Origin of the sequence: Vibrio sp. 99-8-1 (assembly GCF_013114595.1) — a bacterium.
Classification (GTDB): Bacteria; Pseudomonadota; Gammaproteobacteria; order Enterobacterales; family Vibrionaceae; genus Vibrio.
Genome location: NZ_VTXE01000007.1, coordinates 1 through 18,710 on the forward strand (window position 1 = coordinate 1; position 18,710 = coordinate 18,710).

An 18,710-nucleotide genomic window follows, 5' to 3' on the forward strand; every position below is an offset into this window, starting at 1 on the left:
CGAATCAAAGATACTGACTTTGCGAAAGAAACAACGTCTATGACTAAGTCACAAATTTTGCAACAAGCATCTACTTCTGTACTTGCTCAAGCAAAACAAGCACCAAATACAGCACTAAGCTTACTAGGCTAACTGAATTTGGTTATTCGCTAGATAGAGTCGCGAAGAGAATGATAAACCCTGACAGAGATGTTGGGGTTTTATTTTATCTAAGGGATCTTAAGCTGGGTAACGGCAAAAATGCCAGCTAACTTGGGATCACAGTCACAAAACACTTTACTAACAATAAAAAAACAAAAAAAATCTGATTTTTCTCTAAAGGATTCATTTCAACCGCCGTTAAGAGGAGTGAGAGAAATGAAATCGATGTGCCCAAGCGAGGTGAGAGACGCAAAAGGCATATCACCCCTAAATGCCTAAGGAGATCAATTATGGCAATAAGTGTGAACACGAATGTGTCTGCAATGACCGCTCAGCGCCACTTAAATGGTGCTAACGAGGGGCTAAACAAGTCGATGGAGCGCCTGTCTTCAGGCTATAAGATCAACAGTGCTCAAGATGACGCTGCGGGTCTACAAATATCTAACCGACTTACCGCTCAGAGCCGTGGTTTAACCATGGCAGTCCGAAACGCAAACGATGGTATTTCTATTGCACAAACCGCAGAAGGTGCAATGACAGAAACCACCAACATTTTGCAACGTATGCGTGACCTTTCTTTGCAATCGTCTAACGGCTCTAACAGTCGTTCTGAACGTGTTGCGATTCAAGAAGAGGTATCAGCACTTAATAACGAACTCAACCGAATTGCCGAAACAACCTCATTTGGTGGTAATAAACTGCTAAATGGTAGTTTTGGTAGTCAGTCATTCCAAATCGGTGCGGACTCAGGTGAAGCTGTAATGCTTGGCATGGGAAATATGCGCTCTGATGATGTTGCTATGGGTGGTAAAAGCTACGTAGCGCAAGAAGGAAAGGCTGCAGATTGGACGGTTCAATCTGGCGCAAATGATCTGGTTATTGCCTATACTGATAAACAGGGTGAAGCGAAAGAGATCAATGTTGAAGCCAAAGTAGGTAACGATTTGGAAGAATTGGCTACCTATATTAATGGTCAAAATAGTGATGTTAAAGCGTCGGTAGGTGAAGAGGGTAAACTACAAGTTTTTGCCTCAAATCAGAGTGTTGAAAACGGCGAAGTCACCTTTAGTGGTGGTCTTGCTGGTGAGCTGAACCTTGGTGGAGGAGTAGAAAAAACCGTTAATGATATTGATGTAACAACGGTTGCAGGCTCTCAACAAGCGGTATCTATTATTGATGGCGCACTGCAAAATGTTGATAGTAATCGTGCTCAATTGGGTGCGTTCCAAAACCGATTCAATCACGCGATCAGTAACTTAGATAATATCAACGAAAACGTTAACTCATCGAGAAGTCGGATTATGGATACTGACTTTGCTAAAGAAACCACGCAGATGACTAAATCTCAAATTTTACAAAATGCGAGTACCTCTGTGTTGGCACAAGCGAAGCAGACACCATCGGCAGCTCTAAGCTTATTGGGTTAAGTAGGTTCGGGTTTGTAGCCTGTGCTTGCTATCAAAGTGATTAATTCGCTTACCCAGAAGGTGGAAGGGAGATCAGTATGGATATTTCAGCATACACATCGAACGTCCAGCCTTACGGCTCTTCTGGTGGCACAAAACTTGCTTTAGGTAGTGGCGACGCAACAAATAATTCGGTATCTACTGATAAACCTGTTGAACGAAAAGCCGACTCTGAAACGGCTCAAAAAGCCAAAGCTGTGGAACAATTAGTTCAGAAACGAATTGATTTGAATAAAGAGCAGCTAGAGAAAATGGTGGAGAAGATGGATGAATTCGTTAACTCTATTAATAAAGGACTTTCGTTCAAAGTTGATCAAGAATCAGGGAGAGAAGTGGTCACAATTTATGAAGCCAGTACTGGTGACATAATAAGGCAAATCCCAGATGAAGAGATGCTAATTATACTAAGGCGTTTAGCGTCTGCCTCCTCAGGGCTATTTATTGAGGAGACGGTGTAACTGTCATAAAGGTGAGTTTGAATGAGTGTAAACCCATTGGGTGCATCTGGCATGGATATTAACTCCATGGTCAGTAAAATCGTGGAATCGGAGCGTGTGCCTAAACAGCAACGAATCGACCAGGATCGTGCCAAAATTGATACTAGTATCAGTGCCTATGGGCGACTCAGAGAGTCACTAGATACGATGAAAAACCTGATGGCAAACTTTCGTCAAGAGAAAGCGTTCGCAGTGAGAACGGTTGAGTCTTCTGATGAAAATGCGGTGTCTGCCACAGCAACGACAGAAGCTATCGCTGGTAGGTATGCTATCGATGTGTTGCAGCTTGCTCAGAGTCATAAAGTAGCGTCAGAGGCTTTTGCTGATGACCTAGAATTTGGCCCGGGTAAGCTGCAAGTTAATTTAGGCGATAGGGTCTTTTCCGTCGAGGTTAAGGACAAATCTAACTTAGTTGATGTTGTAAGAGGAATAAATGGCGCGAGTGGAAATCCTGGCGTCAGAGCCTCAATCATAAATGACACAAATGGACAGCGACTTATTGTCGCTTCAGATAAATCGGGTATTGATAACAACATTAAAATCAGTGTTGATGCGGATGAAGGAAATACCCTAAAAAAACTTGAATATAAAACGTTAGAAGAGAGAGTTAAAGCGCTTGAGGAGGCAAGAAATGCAGCCGCAGAGGCATTAGCTGCACCGCTGCCAGGGCAAGATATTGCCAATCAAGATGAAAATACCTTAATTGATGGTCAGGAAACCGATCCAAGTAAAGCATCAGAACAGAAATTAAATGCGGATGGTATGCCAGTAGATGCGGATGGTAATCTAATAGATGCCGACCTAGATCCATCTCTTCCTGTTCCACCTCTGTCTACACAGCCAGAAGATACTATTCCCGGTTGGTCTGAAACTGCCTCCGGAACCTTGCTGGATTCCTATCAAGCCCCAATCCCTGAATTAGACGATGTTGCCTTAGACAAAATGTCTCAAGTGCCTGGATGGAATAACTCCGCGTCAGGGACCTTAACGGACTCTTATGTTACGCCTAAAGAAGCGACAGCAGAAGAGAAAGCACGTATGGCCGAAGAAGATGCGGCTATTGCGGAAGCTGTTGCAACTGGACAGCTAACAGAAGAGCAAGCGTATCAACTCAAGCTACAACGAATGACTCCAGAAGAGCGCGAGCGGCAACTGAAAATTGATGATACGCAACAAGCATTAAAGAGCGCTGAAGAATCAATGGCCTCTTATGATGGCATGACAGAAGTACAAGAAGCACAAGATGCGATAGTCATGCTAGATGGTATCGCTCAGCTAAGTAGTGAAAACAATGTGATTGAAGATGCCATAGATGGTATTGATTTAACCGTCAAAGGTGTAACTGATCCAAGTAAGCAGAAAACTGAAATCGGCGTTGAGTATGACCGGCAAAGTGTACGAGATGATATCGAACAGTTTGTTTCCTCATATAATCAGTTTTATCAAGTCAGTAAGGAGCTATCCGCTGTTGATCCTCAAACAGGAGTCGCTGGTCCGTTAGCTGGTGATAGCGTAGTGAGAGGTGCTCAGTCGCGATTGAAATCGGTGTTCTCTGCTAATATAGAGACAGCCCCTGAAGACCTAAAAACGTTAACAGAGTTTGGTATTACAGGTACGAGGCAAGGGACGTTAGAAATAAATTACGATATGCTGGATAAGCAGCTAAATAAAAACTTTACCAAATTAGAAGACTTTTTTGGCGGCAACCAAGGCTTTGCTAAAAAAGTGGAAGATGCCATTCAGTCTATGACTGGGGTTACTGGTACAATACGAACCAGAGAGAAATCGCTTTCTGAACAAAATTATCGCTTAAGTGATGATCAATCTGCACTTAACCGGCGCATGGATAGCTTAGAAGAACGGACCAAGAATAAATTTATGGCAATGCAAGATGCAACGACGAAGATGCAAGGGCAGCTTTCTGGTATGATGAATGCGCTTGGATAAAGAGGTGACGGAAGGTTTACTCGTATTACGTGAGTTAGATCAGACTTTGTTCTCTCTTTTCGCCGAAGACGAGTTAAACAGTGAAGAAATACTGTTGTTGGTCGATAATAGGGAACAATTATTGCAAAGCATAATTGAGGATGTGAAATCACTTCCAGATTTTGATAAAACATCAGATTGGCAGGAAGCCATAGAAAGAACAAAAAAGATTGTTACTATTATGCAGTCTACAACCAATCAAATTGGTGCGGAATTGAAGAAATATCGACACGGTAATAAGTCGGTGCAACGTTACCAGCAGTTTTTATAAAAAGAGGAATACCATGCGTGGTTCATTACAAGCATACAAAAAGGTATCTGTAGATAGTCAATTAAGTGCGGCATCTCCGCATAAAGTGATCCAGATGCTAATGGCCGGTGCGATTGAACGTTTGGTGCAAGGCAAAGCAGCAATGGAGCAAGGCAATATTGCTGTTAAAGGCGAACGTCTGGGTAAGGCGCTTGATATTGTTATTAGTCTTCGTGGCTGTCTATCGATGAATGATGGTGGTGATGTGGCGCAGAATCTTGATCAATTATATGAATTTATGATCAGTCAGATTTCTATAGCAAATGCTGAGAATAGACCTGAACCTATCGATGATGTTATCGATATTATTCGTGAAATAAAATCTGCTTGGGATCAAATTCCAACGGAATATCACAATCTAACATCCGCTGAATTAGGGCAATAACCGCCATTTTAATAAGACAATCCTTACATTCCCTTGGTTGCCTTATTTTTTTTATTTAATAAAATGGTAACCTTGTGCAAGGATGACCACTTTTTTAAAAAGTTGAACACACATCAAAGTCCACACTCTAGTGGACTTTTTAGTTTGCTGTTCTACGCTAATTGTCTATCGTTAGTAGTGGTTATATAGTTTAGTGATATCACAAAGATGTTGTGCAATTTCTGATATTATTCTGCTAATAAAACAATAATTAAGAACGACCAGCCACAAGATAATTAAAGATAAAGGCAACTATTTTATTAATATGCAAGATTTAGCAAAGTTACTCGTCATTGAAGATAGCAGTGCATTAAGGCTTCAGTTATCTACGATTCTGGATTTTCTTGGAGAACAGGCAGAATACTACGATTCAAATGAAATAGACGTAATTGATTGGTCTAAAAATTGGTCAGGATGTATTTTAGGCTCACTAGGCTGTGATGAACTGTCGAGTCAACTGTCTGTAAAATTGCAGAAAATTATTCATATTCCACTATTAGCCCTAGGCTCACCTTCTTATCAGTTGAATGAATTTCCGCAATATATCGGAGAGTTGGAGTTTCCACTTAACTATCCGCAATTAACCGACGCCCTTAATCACTGTGCTACCTTTTTAGGCAAGCAGGGCAGTGATTATAAAACAGGACGCAAGGCGACTCTATTTCGCAGTTTAGTCGGCCAAAGTAACGGTATAAAAGAAGTTCGGCACCTAATCGAGCAGGTGGCTGTAACGGAAGCGAATGTATTGATTCTTGGCGAGTCAGGAACCGGAAAAGAAGTGGTTGCGAGGAATGTTCATTATCATTCTTCACGGCGTAATGGCCCTTTTGTTCCCATTAACTGTGGAGCAATACCTGCAGACTTATTAGAAAGTGAACTTTTCGGTCATGAAAAGGGAGCATTTACCGGAGCGATTACTTCTCGTAAAGGGCGCTTTGAAATGGCTGAAGGCGGGACTATTTTCTTAGATGAGATCGGTGATATGCCAATGCCGATGCAAGTCAAGTTACTAAGGGTACTGCAAGAGCGCTGCTTTGAGCGAGTCGGGGGCAATAGTACCATTAAAGTTGATGTACGAATCATTGCTGCCACCCATAGAAATCTAGACACCATGATATCTGATGGTGGCTTTCGAGAAGATCTATTTTACCGGTTAAATGTTTTCCCTATTGAAATGCCAGCATTAAAAGAGCGGTGCGATGATATTCCTCTGTTGCTTAAAGAGTTAATGTCTAGAATGGAGGCTGAAGGGAGTCAAACCGTACGCTTTACATCTCGATCTATTAACTCGTTGATGGAACACTCTTGGCCCGGCAATGTAAGAGAGTTGGCTAATTTAGTTGAGAGAATGGTGATTCTTCATCCCAATAAACTTATTGATGTAAACCATTTACCAACGAAATATCGTTATAGTGATATCCCAGAATTTCAAATGGAAGTGTGCAGTGAGACTTCTACGATTGAAGAGCAAGAGAGAGATGCACTGAACGGTATTTTTTCTGAGAATTTCAGGCTAGAAGATGACAACAGCCTGATGAATGGTCAGCTCGACAGTCTCGCATTGCCGAGTGAAGGGCTATCTTTGAAAGAATATCTGGCCGATTTAGAAGTAAGCATGATTAATCAAGCACTTGATGCTCAAGATTGTGTTGTTGCTCGAGCGGCAGATATGTTGGGCATGCGTCGTACTACGCTTGTAGAGAAAATGAAAAAATACAAGCTTCATCGGTAATGAGTTTTATAGAGAACGTCAATTTAATGACAGTTTTTTATGTATAACTCATTGAAATGTAATGATAATTAGCTTGGCCTGTATATTGCATGTCAAGCTATTGTCTTATTAAGCCGAGAACTCGACATGTCATCCGCCTCTACACAAGAAAATCAGACACACTTAGGAACACTTGAAGAACAAGTGATTCGTTATAAACAAGTGCTTGATGTGATGCCTGCAGGCGTGATTCTACTGGATACTCAGGGCGAGGTGAAAGAAGCAAACCCAGAAGCTCAGCGTCTGCTGGATGTTCCATTAGTCGGTGAAAAGTGGTTCGCGATCATTCAGAGCGCTTTTGCTCCTCAAGAAGATGATGGCCATGAGATCTCGCTAAGAAATGGTAGAAAAGTGCGCTTGGCCATTTCGGCATCATCAACGGGGCAGTTAATTCTAATTACTGACCTAACCGAAACACGTTTACTGCAATCTAGAGTGGGAGATCTACAACGTTTATCCTCTTTAGGACGTATGGTTGCGTCACTTGCTCATCAAGTTCGTACGCCTCTCTCTAGCGCTATGCTTTACGCTTCTAACCTCGCGGCAGCCAACCTTGCTACTTCCACTCGTGAAAGATTTCAAAGTAAACTGATGGATCGCCTTCATGATCTAGAGAAGCAGGTAAATGATATGTTGCTGTTTGCTAAAGGCGGCGACAATAAAGTGGTTAATTCATTTTCAGTGGCTGATCTGGTTAGCGAATACCAGCCCATGGTAGAAACGGCGATAAAAAATAATCATATCGACTATCACATAGAAGTAGAGCAAGATCAGATGGTTATGCTCGGCAACGCAAATGCTATCGCCTCAGCGATTAGTAATTTGGTCATTAATGCCATTCAAATCTCAGGCAAACATTCGCAAATAGATATCTTTTTTAGACCGGTATCAGGGGAGCTAAAAATCTCTGTACAAGATAGCGGTCCAGGTGTTCCAAAAGAACTCCAAAGTAAAATTATGGAACCCTTTTTTACCACTCGATCTCAAGGCACAGGCCTTGGTTTAGCTGTTGTGCAAATGGTATGTCGAGCACACAAAGGTCGTTTAGAACTCTTATCAGAAGAAGGGGACGGTGCTTGTTTCACCATGTGCCTTCCACTGACTAATGAACAATCCGGAGAAAAATAATGGCTCAAAGTAAAGTATTGATTGTGGAAGATGATGAAGGCTTAAGAGAAGCCCTAGTCGACACGTTAGCACTTGCAGGGTATGAGTGGATTGAAGCAGATTGTGCTGAAGACGCCTTGATCAAGCTTAAATCTAACGATGTCGATATTGTTGTCTCTGATGTGCAGATGGCGGGTATGGGGGGATTAGCCCTACTACGCAATATCAAACTTCACTGGCCTAAATTGCCGGTATTGTTAATGACGGCGTACGCCAATATCGAAGATGCGGTCGCGGCAATGAAAGAGGGAGCCATAGATTATATGGCCAAGCCGTTTGCTCCTGAAGTGTTGTTAAACATGGTGTCACGATACGCGCCAGTTAAAAACGATGACAATGGTGATGCGATTGTTGCCGATGAGAAAAGTTTAAAGTTGCTGGCATTGGCCGACAAAGTGGCTAAAACAGACGCTAATGTCATGGTGTTAGGGCCGAGCGGATCAGGCAAAGAAGTGATGTCTCGTTACATTCATAACATGTCGAATCGTAAGGATGGCCCGTTTGTTGCGATAAACTGTGCAGCGATTCCAGATAATATGCTAGAAGCAACGCTCTTTGGTTATGAGAAAGGTGCCTTTACAGGCGCGATTCAAGCGTGTCCCGGTAAATTTGAGCAAGCTCAGGGGGGCACGATTTTGCTGGATGAGATCAGCGAAATGGATTTGAATCTGCAAGCAAAACTGCTACGAGTATTGCAAGAGCGAGAAGTTGAGCGTCTTGGTAGCAGAAAAAGCATTCAGTTAGATGTTCGGGTATTGGCTACCAGTAACCGAGATTTAAAGCAGTATGTTGCAGAAGGTAATTTCAGAGAAGATTTATATTATCGTTTAAATGTATTTCCAATTGCATGGCCGCCATTGTGCGAGCGTAAAGGTGATATTGAACCATTAGCCAAACATTTGGCTGACAGACACTGTCAAAAACTTGGCTTGCCAGTCCCTTCCTTGTCGAATGACGCATTAAATAAGTTATTGAGCTACTCATGGCCGGGAAATGTTCGTGAGCTTGATAATGTGGTTCAGCGCGCCTTGATACTGAGTGAACAGACAAACATTGAGTCTGAGCATATCTTGTTAGAAGGTGTCGACTGGCAAGATGCTAATAGCTTGCAAACGGCATTAGAAACCAATGATGTAGCACCAACTATTAAGCCGATAGCAGAAGTGAATCACGAACCAGCGATTGCTAAATCCCTTTCAAGTGGTGAAGGACTAGGTAACGATTTGAGAGATCAAGAGTTTGCGATTATTTTGGAAACGTTAGTCGAGTGCCATGGACGCCGCAAAGAGATTGCTGAAAAGCTCGGTATTAGCCCAAGAACCTTACGCTATAAGTTAGCAAAAATGCGTGATGCGGGTATTGATATTCCTTGTTAACAAGGCGTCCGATAACGACAAAACGTAAAGTGATATGTGCTGGCATATAAATTGCTTCGTCAATATAAGGTCAAAAATAAAAGTCAAAATATTGGCTTGGAGAGAATGAGATGAATATTGGTGGAATACAGGGTGAAATGCAGGCCATGATGCTAGAAGCATCAAACACCACAACACCTGCGACAAGTCAAAAAGTATCCGCCGATTTTGGGCAATTACTCAATACCGCTATTAACAATGTTAATGGCTTGCAAAAGAGCTCTAGCGACTTGCAAATGCGCTTCGACAGAGGTGATGAAAACGTCTCATTGTCTGATGTGATGATAGCGAAGAACAAATCGAGTGTTGCTTTTGAAGCCACAATACAAGTAAGAAATAAGCTGGTAGAGGCTTATAAAGAAATGATGAACATGCCGGTTTAGGGTTGGGTGATTAATAGTGGCTGAAGAAAAACAATCAACAGACTTAGCAGTTGCCGATTCTGCTGGCAGTGGTGCACTTGCTGCGACAAGTGACCTTGATGATGATATACAGAATCCCGATTTAGACGAAAAAAGTTCGTCTAAAGTCGATTTAGCCATCGGGGATTTAGACCTACTGCGCCAAGTTGTGCTGGTACTCTCTATCTCAATTTGTGTGGCGCTGATTGTGATGCTGTTCTTCTGGGTTAAAGAACCAGAGATGCGACCTTTAGGCTCTTATGAAACCGAAGAGCTCATTCCTATCCTAGATTACCTTGATCAGCAAAAACAGGATTACACTTTAGATGGCAATGTTATTCATGTGCCAGCGACGGAATATAACCAGTTAAAACTGAATTTGACCCGAGCAGGTCTAAATCAATCTGTTGATGCTGGTGATGAGATCCTGCTGAATGATATGGGTTTTGGCGTTTCCCAACGACTTGAAACCGAACGATTAAAACTGAGCCGAGAGCGACAGTTAGCACAAGCTATTGAACAGATGCGATTAGTGCGCAAAGCGTCAGTACTGCTCGCTTTACCTAAACAGAGTGTGTTTGTTCGCCAAAACCAAGACGCTTCGGCTACGGTTTTTGTTACCTTAAAAATGGGCAGTACCTTAAAGCAGGAAGAAGTCGATTCGATCGTTGATATGGTATCGAGTGCGGTTCCAGGAATGAAACCTACGCGTGTGACTGTGACGGATCAACATGGACGATTGCTCAGTTCTGGCTCGCAAGATCCAATCGCGACCGCTCGCCGCAAAGAACAAGATTTGGAGCGTAAACAAGAGCAGTCATTAAGAGATAAAATAGACTCTGTTTTGACTCCTATCCTTGGCATTGGCAACTATACCGCGCAAGTTGATATTCAGCTTGATTTCAGTGCCGTTGAGCAGACACGTAAACAGTTTGATCCTCAAACTCCTGCCACTCGAAGCGAATACACCTTAGAAGATTATAATAACGGCAATGTTGTCGCAGGTGTTCCTGGCGCATTAAGTAACCAGCCTCCCGCTGATGCTTCTATTCCGCAAGACGTGGCTCAAATGAAAGATGGCTCCTTGCTTGGTCAAGGATCTGTACATAAAGAAGCGACACGAAATTTTGAACTTGATACCACTATCAGCCATGAACGTCGTCAAACCGGTGTTATTGACCGCCAAACGGTTTCTGTTGCGATAAAAAATCGTGCGGTAACCAATGCGGAGACGGGTGATGTCAGCTATGAACCACTATCTAGTAGTGAAATAGAAGCCATTAGGCAGGTACTTATTGGTACCGTTGGTTTTAACCAACAACGTGGTGATCTGCTTAATGTTCTAAGTGTTAAATTTGCGGAACCAGAATTTGAGCAAGTGGCAGAAGCCTCTATATGGGAACACCCTAATTTCAATGATTGGGTGCGCTGGGCAGCCAGTGCCTTGGTTATTATCATCGTTATTATCGTGTTGATACGACCTGCCATGAAGAAACTGCTTAATCCACATGCCGATGATGAAGATGAAATTACATACGGTGCTGATGGTATGCCAATTACGGGTGATGAAACCAGCCTGATTGGCAGCGATATTGAAAACGGTGACTCTTTCGAATTTGGTTCAGGAATCGACTTACCAAATCTGCATAAAGATGAAGATGTGCTTAAAGCTGTACGAGCACTGGTGGCAAATGAACCTGAGCTAGCGGCTCAGGTAGTACAAAACTGGTTAGCAAATAATGCCTGATGAAATAGTAAAACGTGATGACGGTGGCCCACTTGCAGAGAGTGAAGTGGATATTGAATCCATTGCCGGTGATGAACGAGCTGCGATTCTGCTGCTCAGTTTAAGTGAAGAAGATGCCGCTGGCATTATCCGCCATTTAGAACCAAAGCAGGTACAGCGTGTTGGTGGTGCTATGGCTCGTGCTTCTGATCTTAATAATGAAAAAGTCACGGCTGTACACCGAGCTTTTCTGGAAGACATTCAGAAATACACCAACATAGGTATGGGCAGCGAAGACTTCATGAGAAATGCTCTGGTTGCCGCGTTAGGTGAAGATAAAGCTGGTAACTTGGTGGATCAAATACTGCTAGGAACGGGCTCAAAAGGGTTGGATTCTCTTAAGTGGATGGAACCTCGTCAGGTTGCTGCCATTATTATTAACGAGCACCCGCAAATTCAGACCATTGTTTTATCCTATTTAGACCCAGATCAGTCTGCGGAGATACTGTCGCAGTTCCCTGAAAGGGATCGTCTCGACCTTACCATGCGTATCGCAAACCTTGAAGAAGTTCAACCATCAGCACTGGCTGAGTTGAATGAGATTATGGAGAAACAGTTTGCTGGTCAAGCTGGTGCTCAAGCAGCGAAAATTGGTGGCCTGAAAGCGGCAGCCGAAATCATGAACTACATGGATAACAATGTCGAAGGCATCTTGATGGATCAAATTCGAGATCAAGACGAAGATATGGCGACTCAAATTCAAGATCTTATGTTTGTATTTGAGAATCTTATTGAAGTTGATGACCAAGGTGTGCAGAAACTGCTTCGAGATGTACCACAAGATGTACTGCAAAAAGCGCTTAAAGGTGCCGATGAAGGATTGCGTGAGAAGATTTTCAAGAACATGTCCAAGCGTGCTGCAGAGATGATGCGAGACGATATCGAAGCGATGCCGCCTGTTCGTGTGGCAGATGTAGAGTCTGCACAGAAAGAAATTCTTGGTATTGCCAGAAAACTGGCAGACAGCGGCGAAATTATGCTCTCTGGTGGCGCAGACGAGTTCTTGTAATTATCAGACATAAAAAAGGTGTGATATGTCTCATGAACGAAAACGCGGTTTTTTGCGACCAGATGAAGATGGAAGTGATGTAAAACCAGAAAAATGGGGTTTACCCGATTACACGTCTGACGTACATAAGTCGGCCAAGGAGACCGCTCTTAATTATGATCCGAGTTGGATTCCTAATTTTGAAACAAATGAAGTAGAAGCCCCTGTCGAGCTAACTGAAGCGGATATCGAACAGATAAAAGAGATGGCGAAGCAGGAGGGTTTCCAACAGGGACAGGAAGCCGGATTTAACTCAGGCTATGAGAAAGGAAAAGAACAAGGGTTAGAAGCGGGTCATAGTGAAGGCTATGAGGCAGGTAAGCAAGAAGGCATCACCGCAGGTGAAAGCCATATTCAGCAGCAAGTCGATCTGTTTATGAACTTGGCAAATCAGTTTGCTCAACCTTTGGAACTGATGAATGCTCAGGTCGAAAAACAGCTAGTGGATATGGTGCTCACGCTGACCAAAGAAGTTGTGCATGTTGAAGTTCAAACCAATCCACAATTGATTCTTGATACCGTTCGAGAGTCGGTAGAAGCCCTTCCTATATCTGGCCATGCAATTACCTTAAAGTTACACCCAGAAGACTGCGATATCATCCAAACATCTTATGGAGAAAAAGAGCTCGATTGCCGTAATTGGACTCTGGTTTCTGAGCCATCTCTTAATCGAGGTGATGTTCAAATTGAAGCTGGAGAATCAAGTGTCAGCTACAAAATGGAAGAGCGTGTACGTACAGTGCTGCAATCATTTTGTGGTGTAAACAGACATCAGGGAAGTGAGTAATGCTGGCATTAGCAGATAGACTCTCTCAATACAAAACCCAAGGCATCACTACTCGCGCTATTGCGTCGGGTAAGTTGGTACGAGTAGTCGGTTTAACGTTAGAGGCGACAGGATGCAAGGCGCCTATTGGCAGCTTGTGTAAAGTTGAAACCTTATCTGGTGAAATGGAAGCGGAAGTGGTTGGCTTTTCGGGTGATAATCTCTATTTAATGCCCAGCGAACAGATCACAGGTGTGTTACCCGGAGCAAAAGTAACCCCCCTTACTTCAGAAACCGGGCTGTCCGTTGGCATGGAGCTATTGGGAAGAGTGATCGATGGTGTAGGCAATCCTATTGATGGCTTAGGTGAAATATATACTGACCATAGAGCCTCTTTTAATTCAGAACCGATCAATCCCCTAATGAGAAAACCCATATCTGAACCTCTGGATGTCGGCTTGAAAGCGATTAACGGCTTGCTTACCGTCGGTAAAGGTCAGCGGATAGGTCTATTTGCAGGTTCCGGTGTAGGTAAATCTGTCACTCTCGGTATGATGACCAGAGGAACAACGGCTCAAGTTGTGGTTGTTGGGTTAATTGGTGAACGTGGCCGTGAAGTAAAAGAGTTTATTGAAGAGATTCTGGGTGAAGATGGCAGACGTCGCTCTGTCGTGGTGGCAGCGCCTGCCGATTCATCTCCTTTAATGCGACTAAAAGGCTGTCAAACGGCGTTGACCATCGCCGAGTATTTTCGTGATCAAGGCCTGGATGTATTACTGCTAATGGATTCACTGACACGTTTTGCTCAAGCGCAACGTGAAATTGCTCTCTCTGTGGGCGAACCTCCGGCGACAAAAGGTTACCCGCCATCCGTGTTTGCTAAGCTGCCCGCCTTGGTTGAGCGAGCAGGTAATGGTAGCCCTGAGCAAGGTTCGATTACCGCCTTCTTTACCGTATTAACAGAAGGTGATGATCTGCAAGACCCTATTGCGGATGCGTCACGAGCGATTTTGGATGGCCATATTGTCCTCTCTCGTGAAATGGCAGATGCCGGACATTATCCTGCAATTGACGTAGAGAAATCCGTCAGTCGTGTTATGCCTCAGATAACGTCAGAAGAACATGTGCTTATGTCAAAAGCGGTTCGTCAGGTTCTTTCTATCTGTCGTAAAAATCAGGATTTGGTCTCCATTGGCGCTTATAAACCCGGTACTGACCCTGCGATAGACGGTGCATTTACCTTAAAACCGACGTTGGATCAGTATTTGCAGCAAGGGATGAAAGAGTCTGTGCCTTATGATATGTGCGTCAATATGCTGCGTCATATTTTGCAACCGGCCAGCAACGGCTAAGGGCAGTAGATGGAAAATGCATTGGATTTTCTGCTAGAGCAGGCAAAAGAGAAAGAGAACCAAGCCATACTTGCCTTAGGTAAAGCCAACTCGGAGTTAGAAGATTATTACAAGCAGGTTGCTCAGATTGAGCAGTACCGTCTGGACTATTGTCAGCAATTAGTTGACCGAGGAAAAGGTGGCTTATCCGCCAGTGAATATGGCCACCTAAATCGCTTTTTAACTCAGCTTGATGAAACGCTCACCAAACAGAAAGAAGCTGAGCATCACTTTAAGTCACAAGTGGAAAACTGTCAGGAACACTGGATTGAAACTCGTAAACAGCGCAGTAGCTACGAGTGGATGATAGAGAAAAAACAGTCAGAGCGGCTTAAACGTGAGAACCAGCTAGAGCAGCAACAGATGGATGAGTTCTCCACTCTTCAATACGCCCGACGTCGTTCAGGCTTTTAATTTGGTCTGAATATTGCATTACTCATAGATGAGTTGGCTTATGGCCTGCAACAGATAACTTTTCAGAGAATATTGAATTGGTATTCTGCCGAATGATTTAGCGTAAGAGACTGTTTTTATGAATCAAAGTTCTTTGTCGATCAGTGATATGGGTAAATCAAATACCTTACTCCAAGTTGGTGCTGGGGAGAGTAAAACCTTGCCAGACTCTGAAGAATCCGGCAGTTTTTTATCGACTCTTGGCGCGCTTTTTCAATCGGATGAAAAAGGCGGCGAAGAGGTTAAAACAGATAAACTCTCCTCTGTCAGCAGTGAATCAGGTACAGAAAGTGTCGATGAACTCATTGATGCGGGTGACGAGGTTGAAGAGGGCGAAGGATCCGAAAAACTATCGAAAAAACAACAAATTGATGAAGCATCTGTAGACGCTACAACGCTAAGTGATGATGAAGCTGTGGCCAATGGTGATGCGAGTAGCAAAGTCGCGACTGATAAGTCGGTGCTGGATAAAACAATTACCGAACCAGATAAAGCTGCTAAAGCAATGAGTGAAGGTAACGAGTTGCTGGGAAGACTTGATGAATCGAAACAGGTGCTCAATCCCACTTCCGGCAAGCCATTGCCTCCATCTGCGAGTATCAATGCAGAATCGGCCGATATAGAGGCCGATGTCCTACAAAAATATATAAATGGCGAGGGAGCAACAGATAAGAGTTCAATAGATGCTCCTGCTTCGCAACTGAATAAGACAATGTCAGCCTCTGGTAGCGCAGAGCTGAACATTAAAGCAACTGATGTAACCGATGCCAACTCAGCAACTCTCGGCCAACAAGCGAATAATCCTGAATCGATCGGTCAAGCTAACATTCATCAAGACAATGCTGAACCGCTTCTGCCGACACAAAGTTCAACCGTTTCAAATAGTGAGAAAGTGCCTATTGATCTTGACCAATTGAAAGGGGAGAACAGTAAAGATCAAACCATTGCGTGGGGAGCGGCTGGATTAACTGGCGCCGCGGTGGTATCACAACAAGCCACCAATGGTACTCTCGCTTCAGAAGTAGAACAGAGCGTTGGCTCTTTATCACCAGAGAGTGGTTCGGCGGCTAGTATGGACGCTTTAGTCAGTGATGGTACTGCAGTAGGTGAGTTGTCCGCTTTATCGTTAGAAGATGAGGTGCAAGCACCTATAAATTGGTCAAATACGGTAGTAGAGCAGAGTAAAGCGCCAATTGATGGTGGCAAGGTGGCCACCAGTTCCGCGTCAACGGCGATGGCCAGTAACCAATTATTGCAATCGGCGGCTGCACAACAGCCACTGTCTCAGCAAGCGCAGCTAGCAGGTGCAGAGAAACTTGCTAGTGCTGCTGCCGCTCCGGTGATGAATGCCGATGCATCTGTCATGCAAGCAGCAACCCCGTTTAATCCTATGCAGTTAAACTCGGCGAATAATGCTCAAGGCCAAGCTTTGAAAGCGGCACTTGCCGGTGGTGGCCTATTGGCCGGAGCCAAAATGGCAACGGGCGATAAGTCCGACGCCAAAGAGTCTGCCTTGTCTCAGCAACTTTCGGGCTTAGCATCGCAGCAAGGGGCACAACAAGCACAGTTAAAAACAGACATGCAGCAGGCTGTCGCTCAGTCACCTTTGCAATTGAGTCGAGAAGCGGCGGGTGAGAAGCTTTCTGAACAAGTACAGATGATGATGTCGAAGAATCTTAAGAACGTCGATATTCGTCTTGATCCACCTGAGCTGGGTAGAATGCAAATACGAATGACCATGAACAACGACATCGCTTCTGTTCAGTTTACTGTCTCGAACCCGCAAGCCAGAGATTTAGTGGAACAAGCTATGCCTCGATTAAGAGAGATGCTCGCTCAACAAGGAGTGCAGTTATCTGACTCATCTGTGCACCAGCAAAGTGCGGGTCAGCAACAGCAATATGCGGCAGGAAATGGCAGTGGTGGTAGCGAAGATGGCAGGGGTAATTTGACTGATGAAGGGTCAAACCTTGATGAAAGCATCAATCTTGACCTGAATATTGCGGCAAAAGATGATGGAATTAGTTATTACGCTTAATATTTTGGTATCCCATACTAATAATTCAGTGTATAAATCACTGAAATTACCGATTAAATAAGTCAGAGAATATTATGGCAGACGAACAACCCGCAGGTGATGAAGGCGCACCAAAAAGTAAAAAGAAACTGATTATTATTATAGCCGCCGTGGTGCTATTAGCCGTTGGTGGAGCCGCAGCGTTTTTCTTATTAGGTTCTGACGACTCTGCATCAGTAGAAGCAGAGATGGCGGCGAATCAAGCAGCCCTGCCTGATCCGGCTTCTTACGTTAATATTGCTCAACCATTTCTGTTTAGCGCACCAGGAAAACAAAGAGATAGACTGGTACAAATTAAAGTTCAGTTAATGGTGAGAGGGATCAAAAATGAAGATCTGGCTAGACACCATTCGCCACTGATTGAGAGTACCATTTTAAATACCTTTGGTTCGGCTACGGTAGAACAGTTGAGAACACCAACGGGTAGAACGCAATTGCGCGATCAAGCATCAGAAAACATACGAGCGACTTTGAAGCAACTGGTGGGACAGCCGGTGGTTGAAAAAGTACTATTTACTGACTTTGTGATCCAATAGGTTTATCGTGACAGATCTCTTATCCCAAGACGAAATTGATGCGCTACTTCATGGTGTTGATGATGTTGATGAAGCTGAAGACGAACTAGATACGGAAGTTGAAGGTGCGGTTAACTTTGATTTCTCTTCGCAGGACCGAATTGTCCGTGGTCGGATGCCGACCCTTGAGCTTATTAATGAGCGATTTGCTCGCCATATGCGGGTAAGTTTGTTCAATCTATTACGTAAAACTGCCGAAGTGTCTATCAACGGCGTGCAGATGATGAAATTTGGCGAATACCAAAACACATTGTATGTACCAACCAGTTTAAATATGGTTCGCTTCCGTCCATTAAAGGGTACTGCCTTGATTACCATGGAGGCACGATTAGTGTTTATCTTGGTAGAGAACTTCTTTGGTGGTGATGGTCGTTTTCATGCGCGAATAGAAGGGCGTGAGTTCACTCCAACGGAACGGCGAATTATTCAATTATTGCTTAAAATTGTATTTGAAGATTACAAAGAAGCTTGGTCTCCGGTGATGGGGGTTGAATTTGAGTATCTCGACTCAGAAGTAAACCCAAGTATGGCAAACATTGTGAGCCCAACAGAAGTTATCGTAGTGAGTTCATTTCATATTGAAGTTGATGGCGGCGGCGGCGATTTCCACATGGTAATGCCATACTCTATGGTAGAACCCATCCGAGAGTTGTTAGATGCCGGTGTTCAGTCTGACAAAATGGAAACGGATATTCGCTGGAGTTCGGCTTTACGTGATGAAATCATGGATGTTCCTGTTAACTTTCGAGTGAACTTGTTAGAGCGTGATATTTCGCTACGTGACCTAATGGAGTTACAAGTTGGCGATGTTGTGCCAATCGAAATGCCAGAGCATGCAACGATGTTTGTCGAAGAGCTGCCGACCTATCGAGTAAAAATGGGTCAAGCTAGTGATAAAATTGCCGTTCAAATATCAGAAAAAATTAAGCGACCTGATGTGGTCAAAACAGATATTGCTTTTCTTGGTACCGATATAATGTCGGAAATTGGTAACGAAGAAGAAGAAAGTGAATAAGATAAAAGTAGGTAAGTGAAG

At 43.7% G+C, this 18,710-nt stretch carries 18 protein-coding genes; all 18 read left to right on the forward strand.

From position 1 onward, the window contains the following. Positions 1-132: flagellin (locus F0227_RS04895; protein WP_253822041.1), on the forward strand; the 132-nt coding region annotated here is incomplete at its 5' end. Between the two features lie 299 nt (positions 133-431). Further along, entirely contained in the window at positions 432-1,568 is a 1,137-nt protein-coding gene (locus F0227_RS04900; RefSeq protein WP_171752066.1) for a flagellin, read from the forward strand. Positions 1,569-1,645: 77 nt separating this feature from the next. Beyond that, entirely contained in the window at positions 1,646-2,065 is a 420-nt protein-coding gene (gene flaG / locus F0227_RS04905) for a flagellar protein FlaG (protein ID WP_171752067.1), read from the forward strand. A 21-nt stretch (positions 2,066-2,086) separates the two neighbouring features. Next, entirely contained in the window at positions 2,087-4,051 is a 1,965-nt protein-coding gene (fliD, locus tag F0227_RS04910; RefSeq protein WP_171752068.1) for a flagellar filament capping protein FliD, read from the forward strand. Further along, on the forward strand, positions 4,038-4,361 hold the full coding sequence (locus tag F0227_RS04915; protein WP_253822038.1) for a flagellar protein FliT: 324 nt from the start codon (positions 4,038-4,040) through the stop codon (positions 4,359-4,361). The genes fliD and F0227_RS04915 overlap by 14 nt, the downstream gene beginning before the upstream one ends. 13 nt (positions 4,362-4,374) lie before the next feature. Beyond that, the gene (gene fliS / locus F0227_RS04920) at positions 4,375-4,785 is read left to right on the forward strand and encodes a flagellar export chaperone FliS (RefSeq protein ID WP_171752069.1); all 411 of its coding nucleotides are present in this window, start codon (positions 4,375-4,377) and stop codon (positions 4,783-4,785) included. A 304-nt stretch (positions 4,786-5,089) separates the two neighbouring features. Beyond that, positions 5,090-6,556 (forward strand): sigma-54 dependent transcriptional regulator, encoded by a 1,467-nt coding sequence (locus F0227_RS04925; protein ID WP_171752070.1) that lies wholly within the window; start codon positions 5,090-5,092, stop codon positions 6,554-6,556. 126 nt (positions 6,557-6,682) lie between these two features. Next, positions 6,683-7,723 (forward strand): ATP-binding protein, encoded by a 1,041-nt coding sequence (locus tag F0227_RS04930; RefSeq protein ID WP_171752071.1) that lies wholly within the window; start codon positions 6,683-6,685, stop codon positions 7,721-7,723. Continuing rightward, positions 7,723-9,138 carry a sigma-54 dependent transcriptional regulator gene (locus F0227_RS04935; protein ID WP_171752072.1) on the forward strand — a complete coding sequence of 472 codons (1,416 nt, stop codon included), beginning with the start codon at positions 7,723-7,725 and terminating at the stop codon, positions 9,136-9,138. Before F0227_RS04930 ends, F0227_RS04935 begins: the two co-directional genes overlap by 1 nt. 110 nt (positions 9,139-9,248) lie before the next feature. Then, positions 9,249-9,560: a flagellar hook-basal body complex protein FliE gene (fliE, locus tag F0227_RS04940; protein ID WP_171752073.1), complete on the forward strand. Its 312-nt coding sequence runs from the start codon at positions 9,249-9,251 to the stop codon at positions 9,558-9,560. Between the two features lie 16 nt (positions 9,561-9,576). Beyond that, a complete protein-coding gene (gene fliF, locus F0227_RS04945) occupies positions 9,577-11,325 on the forward strand; it encodes a flagellar basal-body MS-ring/collar protein FliF (RefSeq protein ID WP_171752074.1) in 1,749 nt (582 codons plus the stop codon). Continuing rightward, on the forward strand, positions 11,318-12,373 hold the full coding sequence (gene fliG / locus F0227_RS04950; protein WP_171752075.1) for a flagellar motor switch protein FliG: 1,056 nt from the start codon (positions 11,318-11,320) through the stop codon (positions 12,371-12,373). Before fliF ends, fliG begins: the two co-directional genes overlap by 8 nt. A 25-nt stretch (positions 12,374-12,398) precedes the next feature. Then, positions 12,399-13,199 carry a flagellar assembly protein FliH gene (gene fliH, locus F0227_RS04955; protein WP_171752076.1) on the forward strand — a complete coding sequence of 267 codons (801 nt, stop codon included), beginning with the start codon at positions 12,399-12,401 and terminating at the stop codon, positions 13,197-13,199. Beyond that, positions 13,199-14,530, forward strand: coding sequence for a flagellar protein export ATPase FliI (gene fliI / locus F0227_RS04960; protein ID WP_171752077.1), 1,332 nt, complete (start codon positions 13,199-13,201; stop codon positions 14,528-14,530). Before fliH ends, fliI begins: the two co-directional genes overlap by 1 nt. A 9-nt stretch (positions 14,531-14,539) precedes the next feature. Beyond that, entirely contained in the window at positions 14,540-14,983 is a 444-nt protein-coding gene (gene fliJ, locus F0227_RS04965) for a flagellar export protein FliJ (RefSeq protein WP_171752078.1), read from the forward strand. Positions 14,984-15,101: 118 nt separating this feature from the next. After that, positions 15,102-17,060: a flagellar hook-length control protein FliK gene (locus F0227_RS04970; protein ID WP_171752079.1), complete on the forward strand. Its 1,959-nt coding sequence runs from the start codon at positions 15,102-15,104 to the stop codon at positions 17,058-17,060. Between the two features lie 74 nt (positions 17,061-17,134). Further along, on the forward strand, positions 17,135-17,635 hold the full coding sequence (gene fliL, locus F0227_RS04975) for a flagellar basal body-associated protein FliL (RefSeq protein ID WP_171752080.1): 501 nt from the start codon (positions 17,135-17,137) through the stop codon (positions 17,633-17,635). Between the two features lie 7 nt (positions 17,636-17,642). Further along, positions 17,643-18,689 carry a flagellar motor switch protein FliM gene (gene fliM, locus F0227_RS04980; RefSeq protein WP_171752081.1) on the forward strand — a complete coding sequence of 349 codons (1,047 nt, stop codon included), beginning with the start codon at positions 17,643-17,645 and terminating at the stop codon, positions 18,687-18,689. Positions 18,690-18,710: the final 21 nt, after the last annotated feature.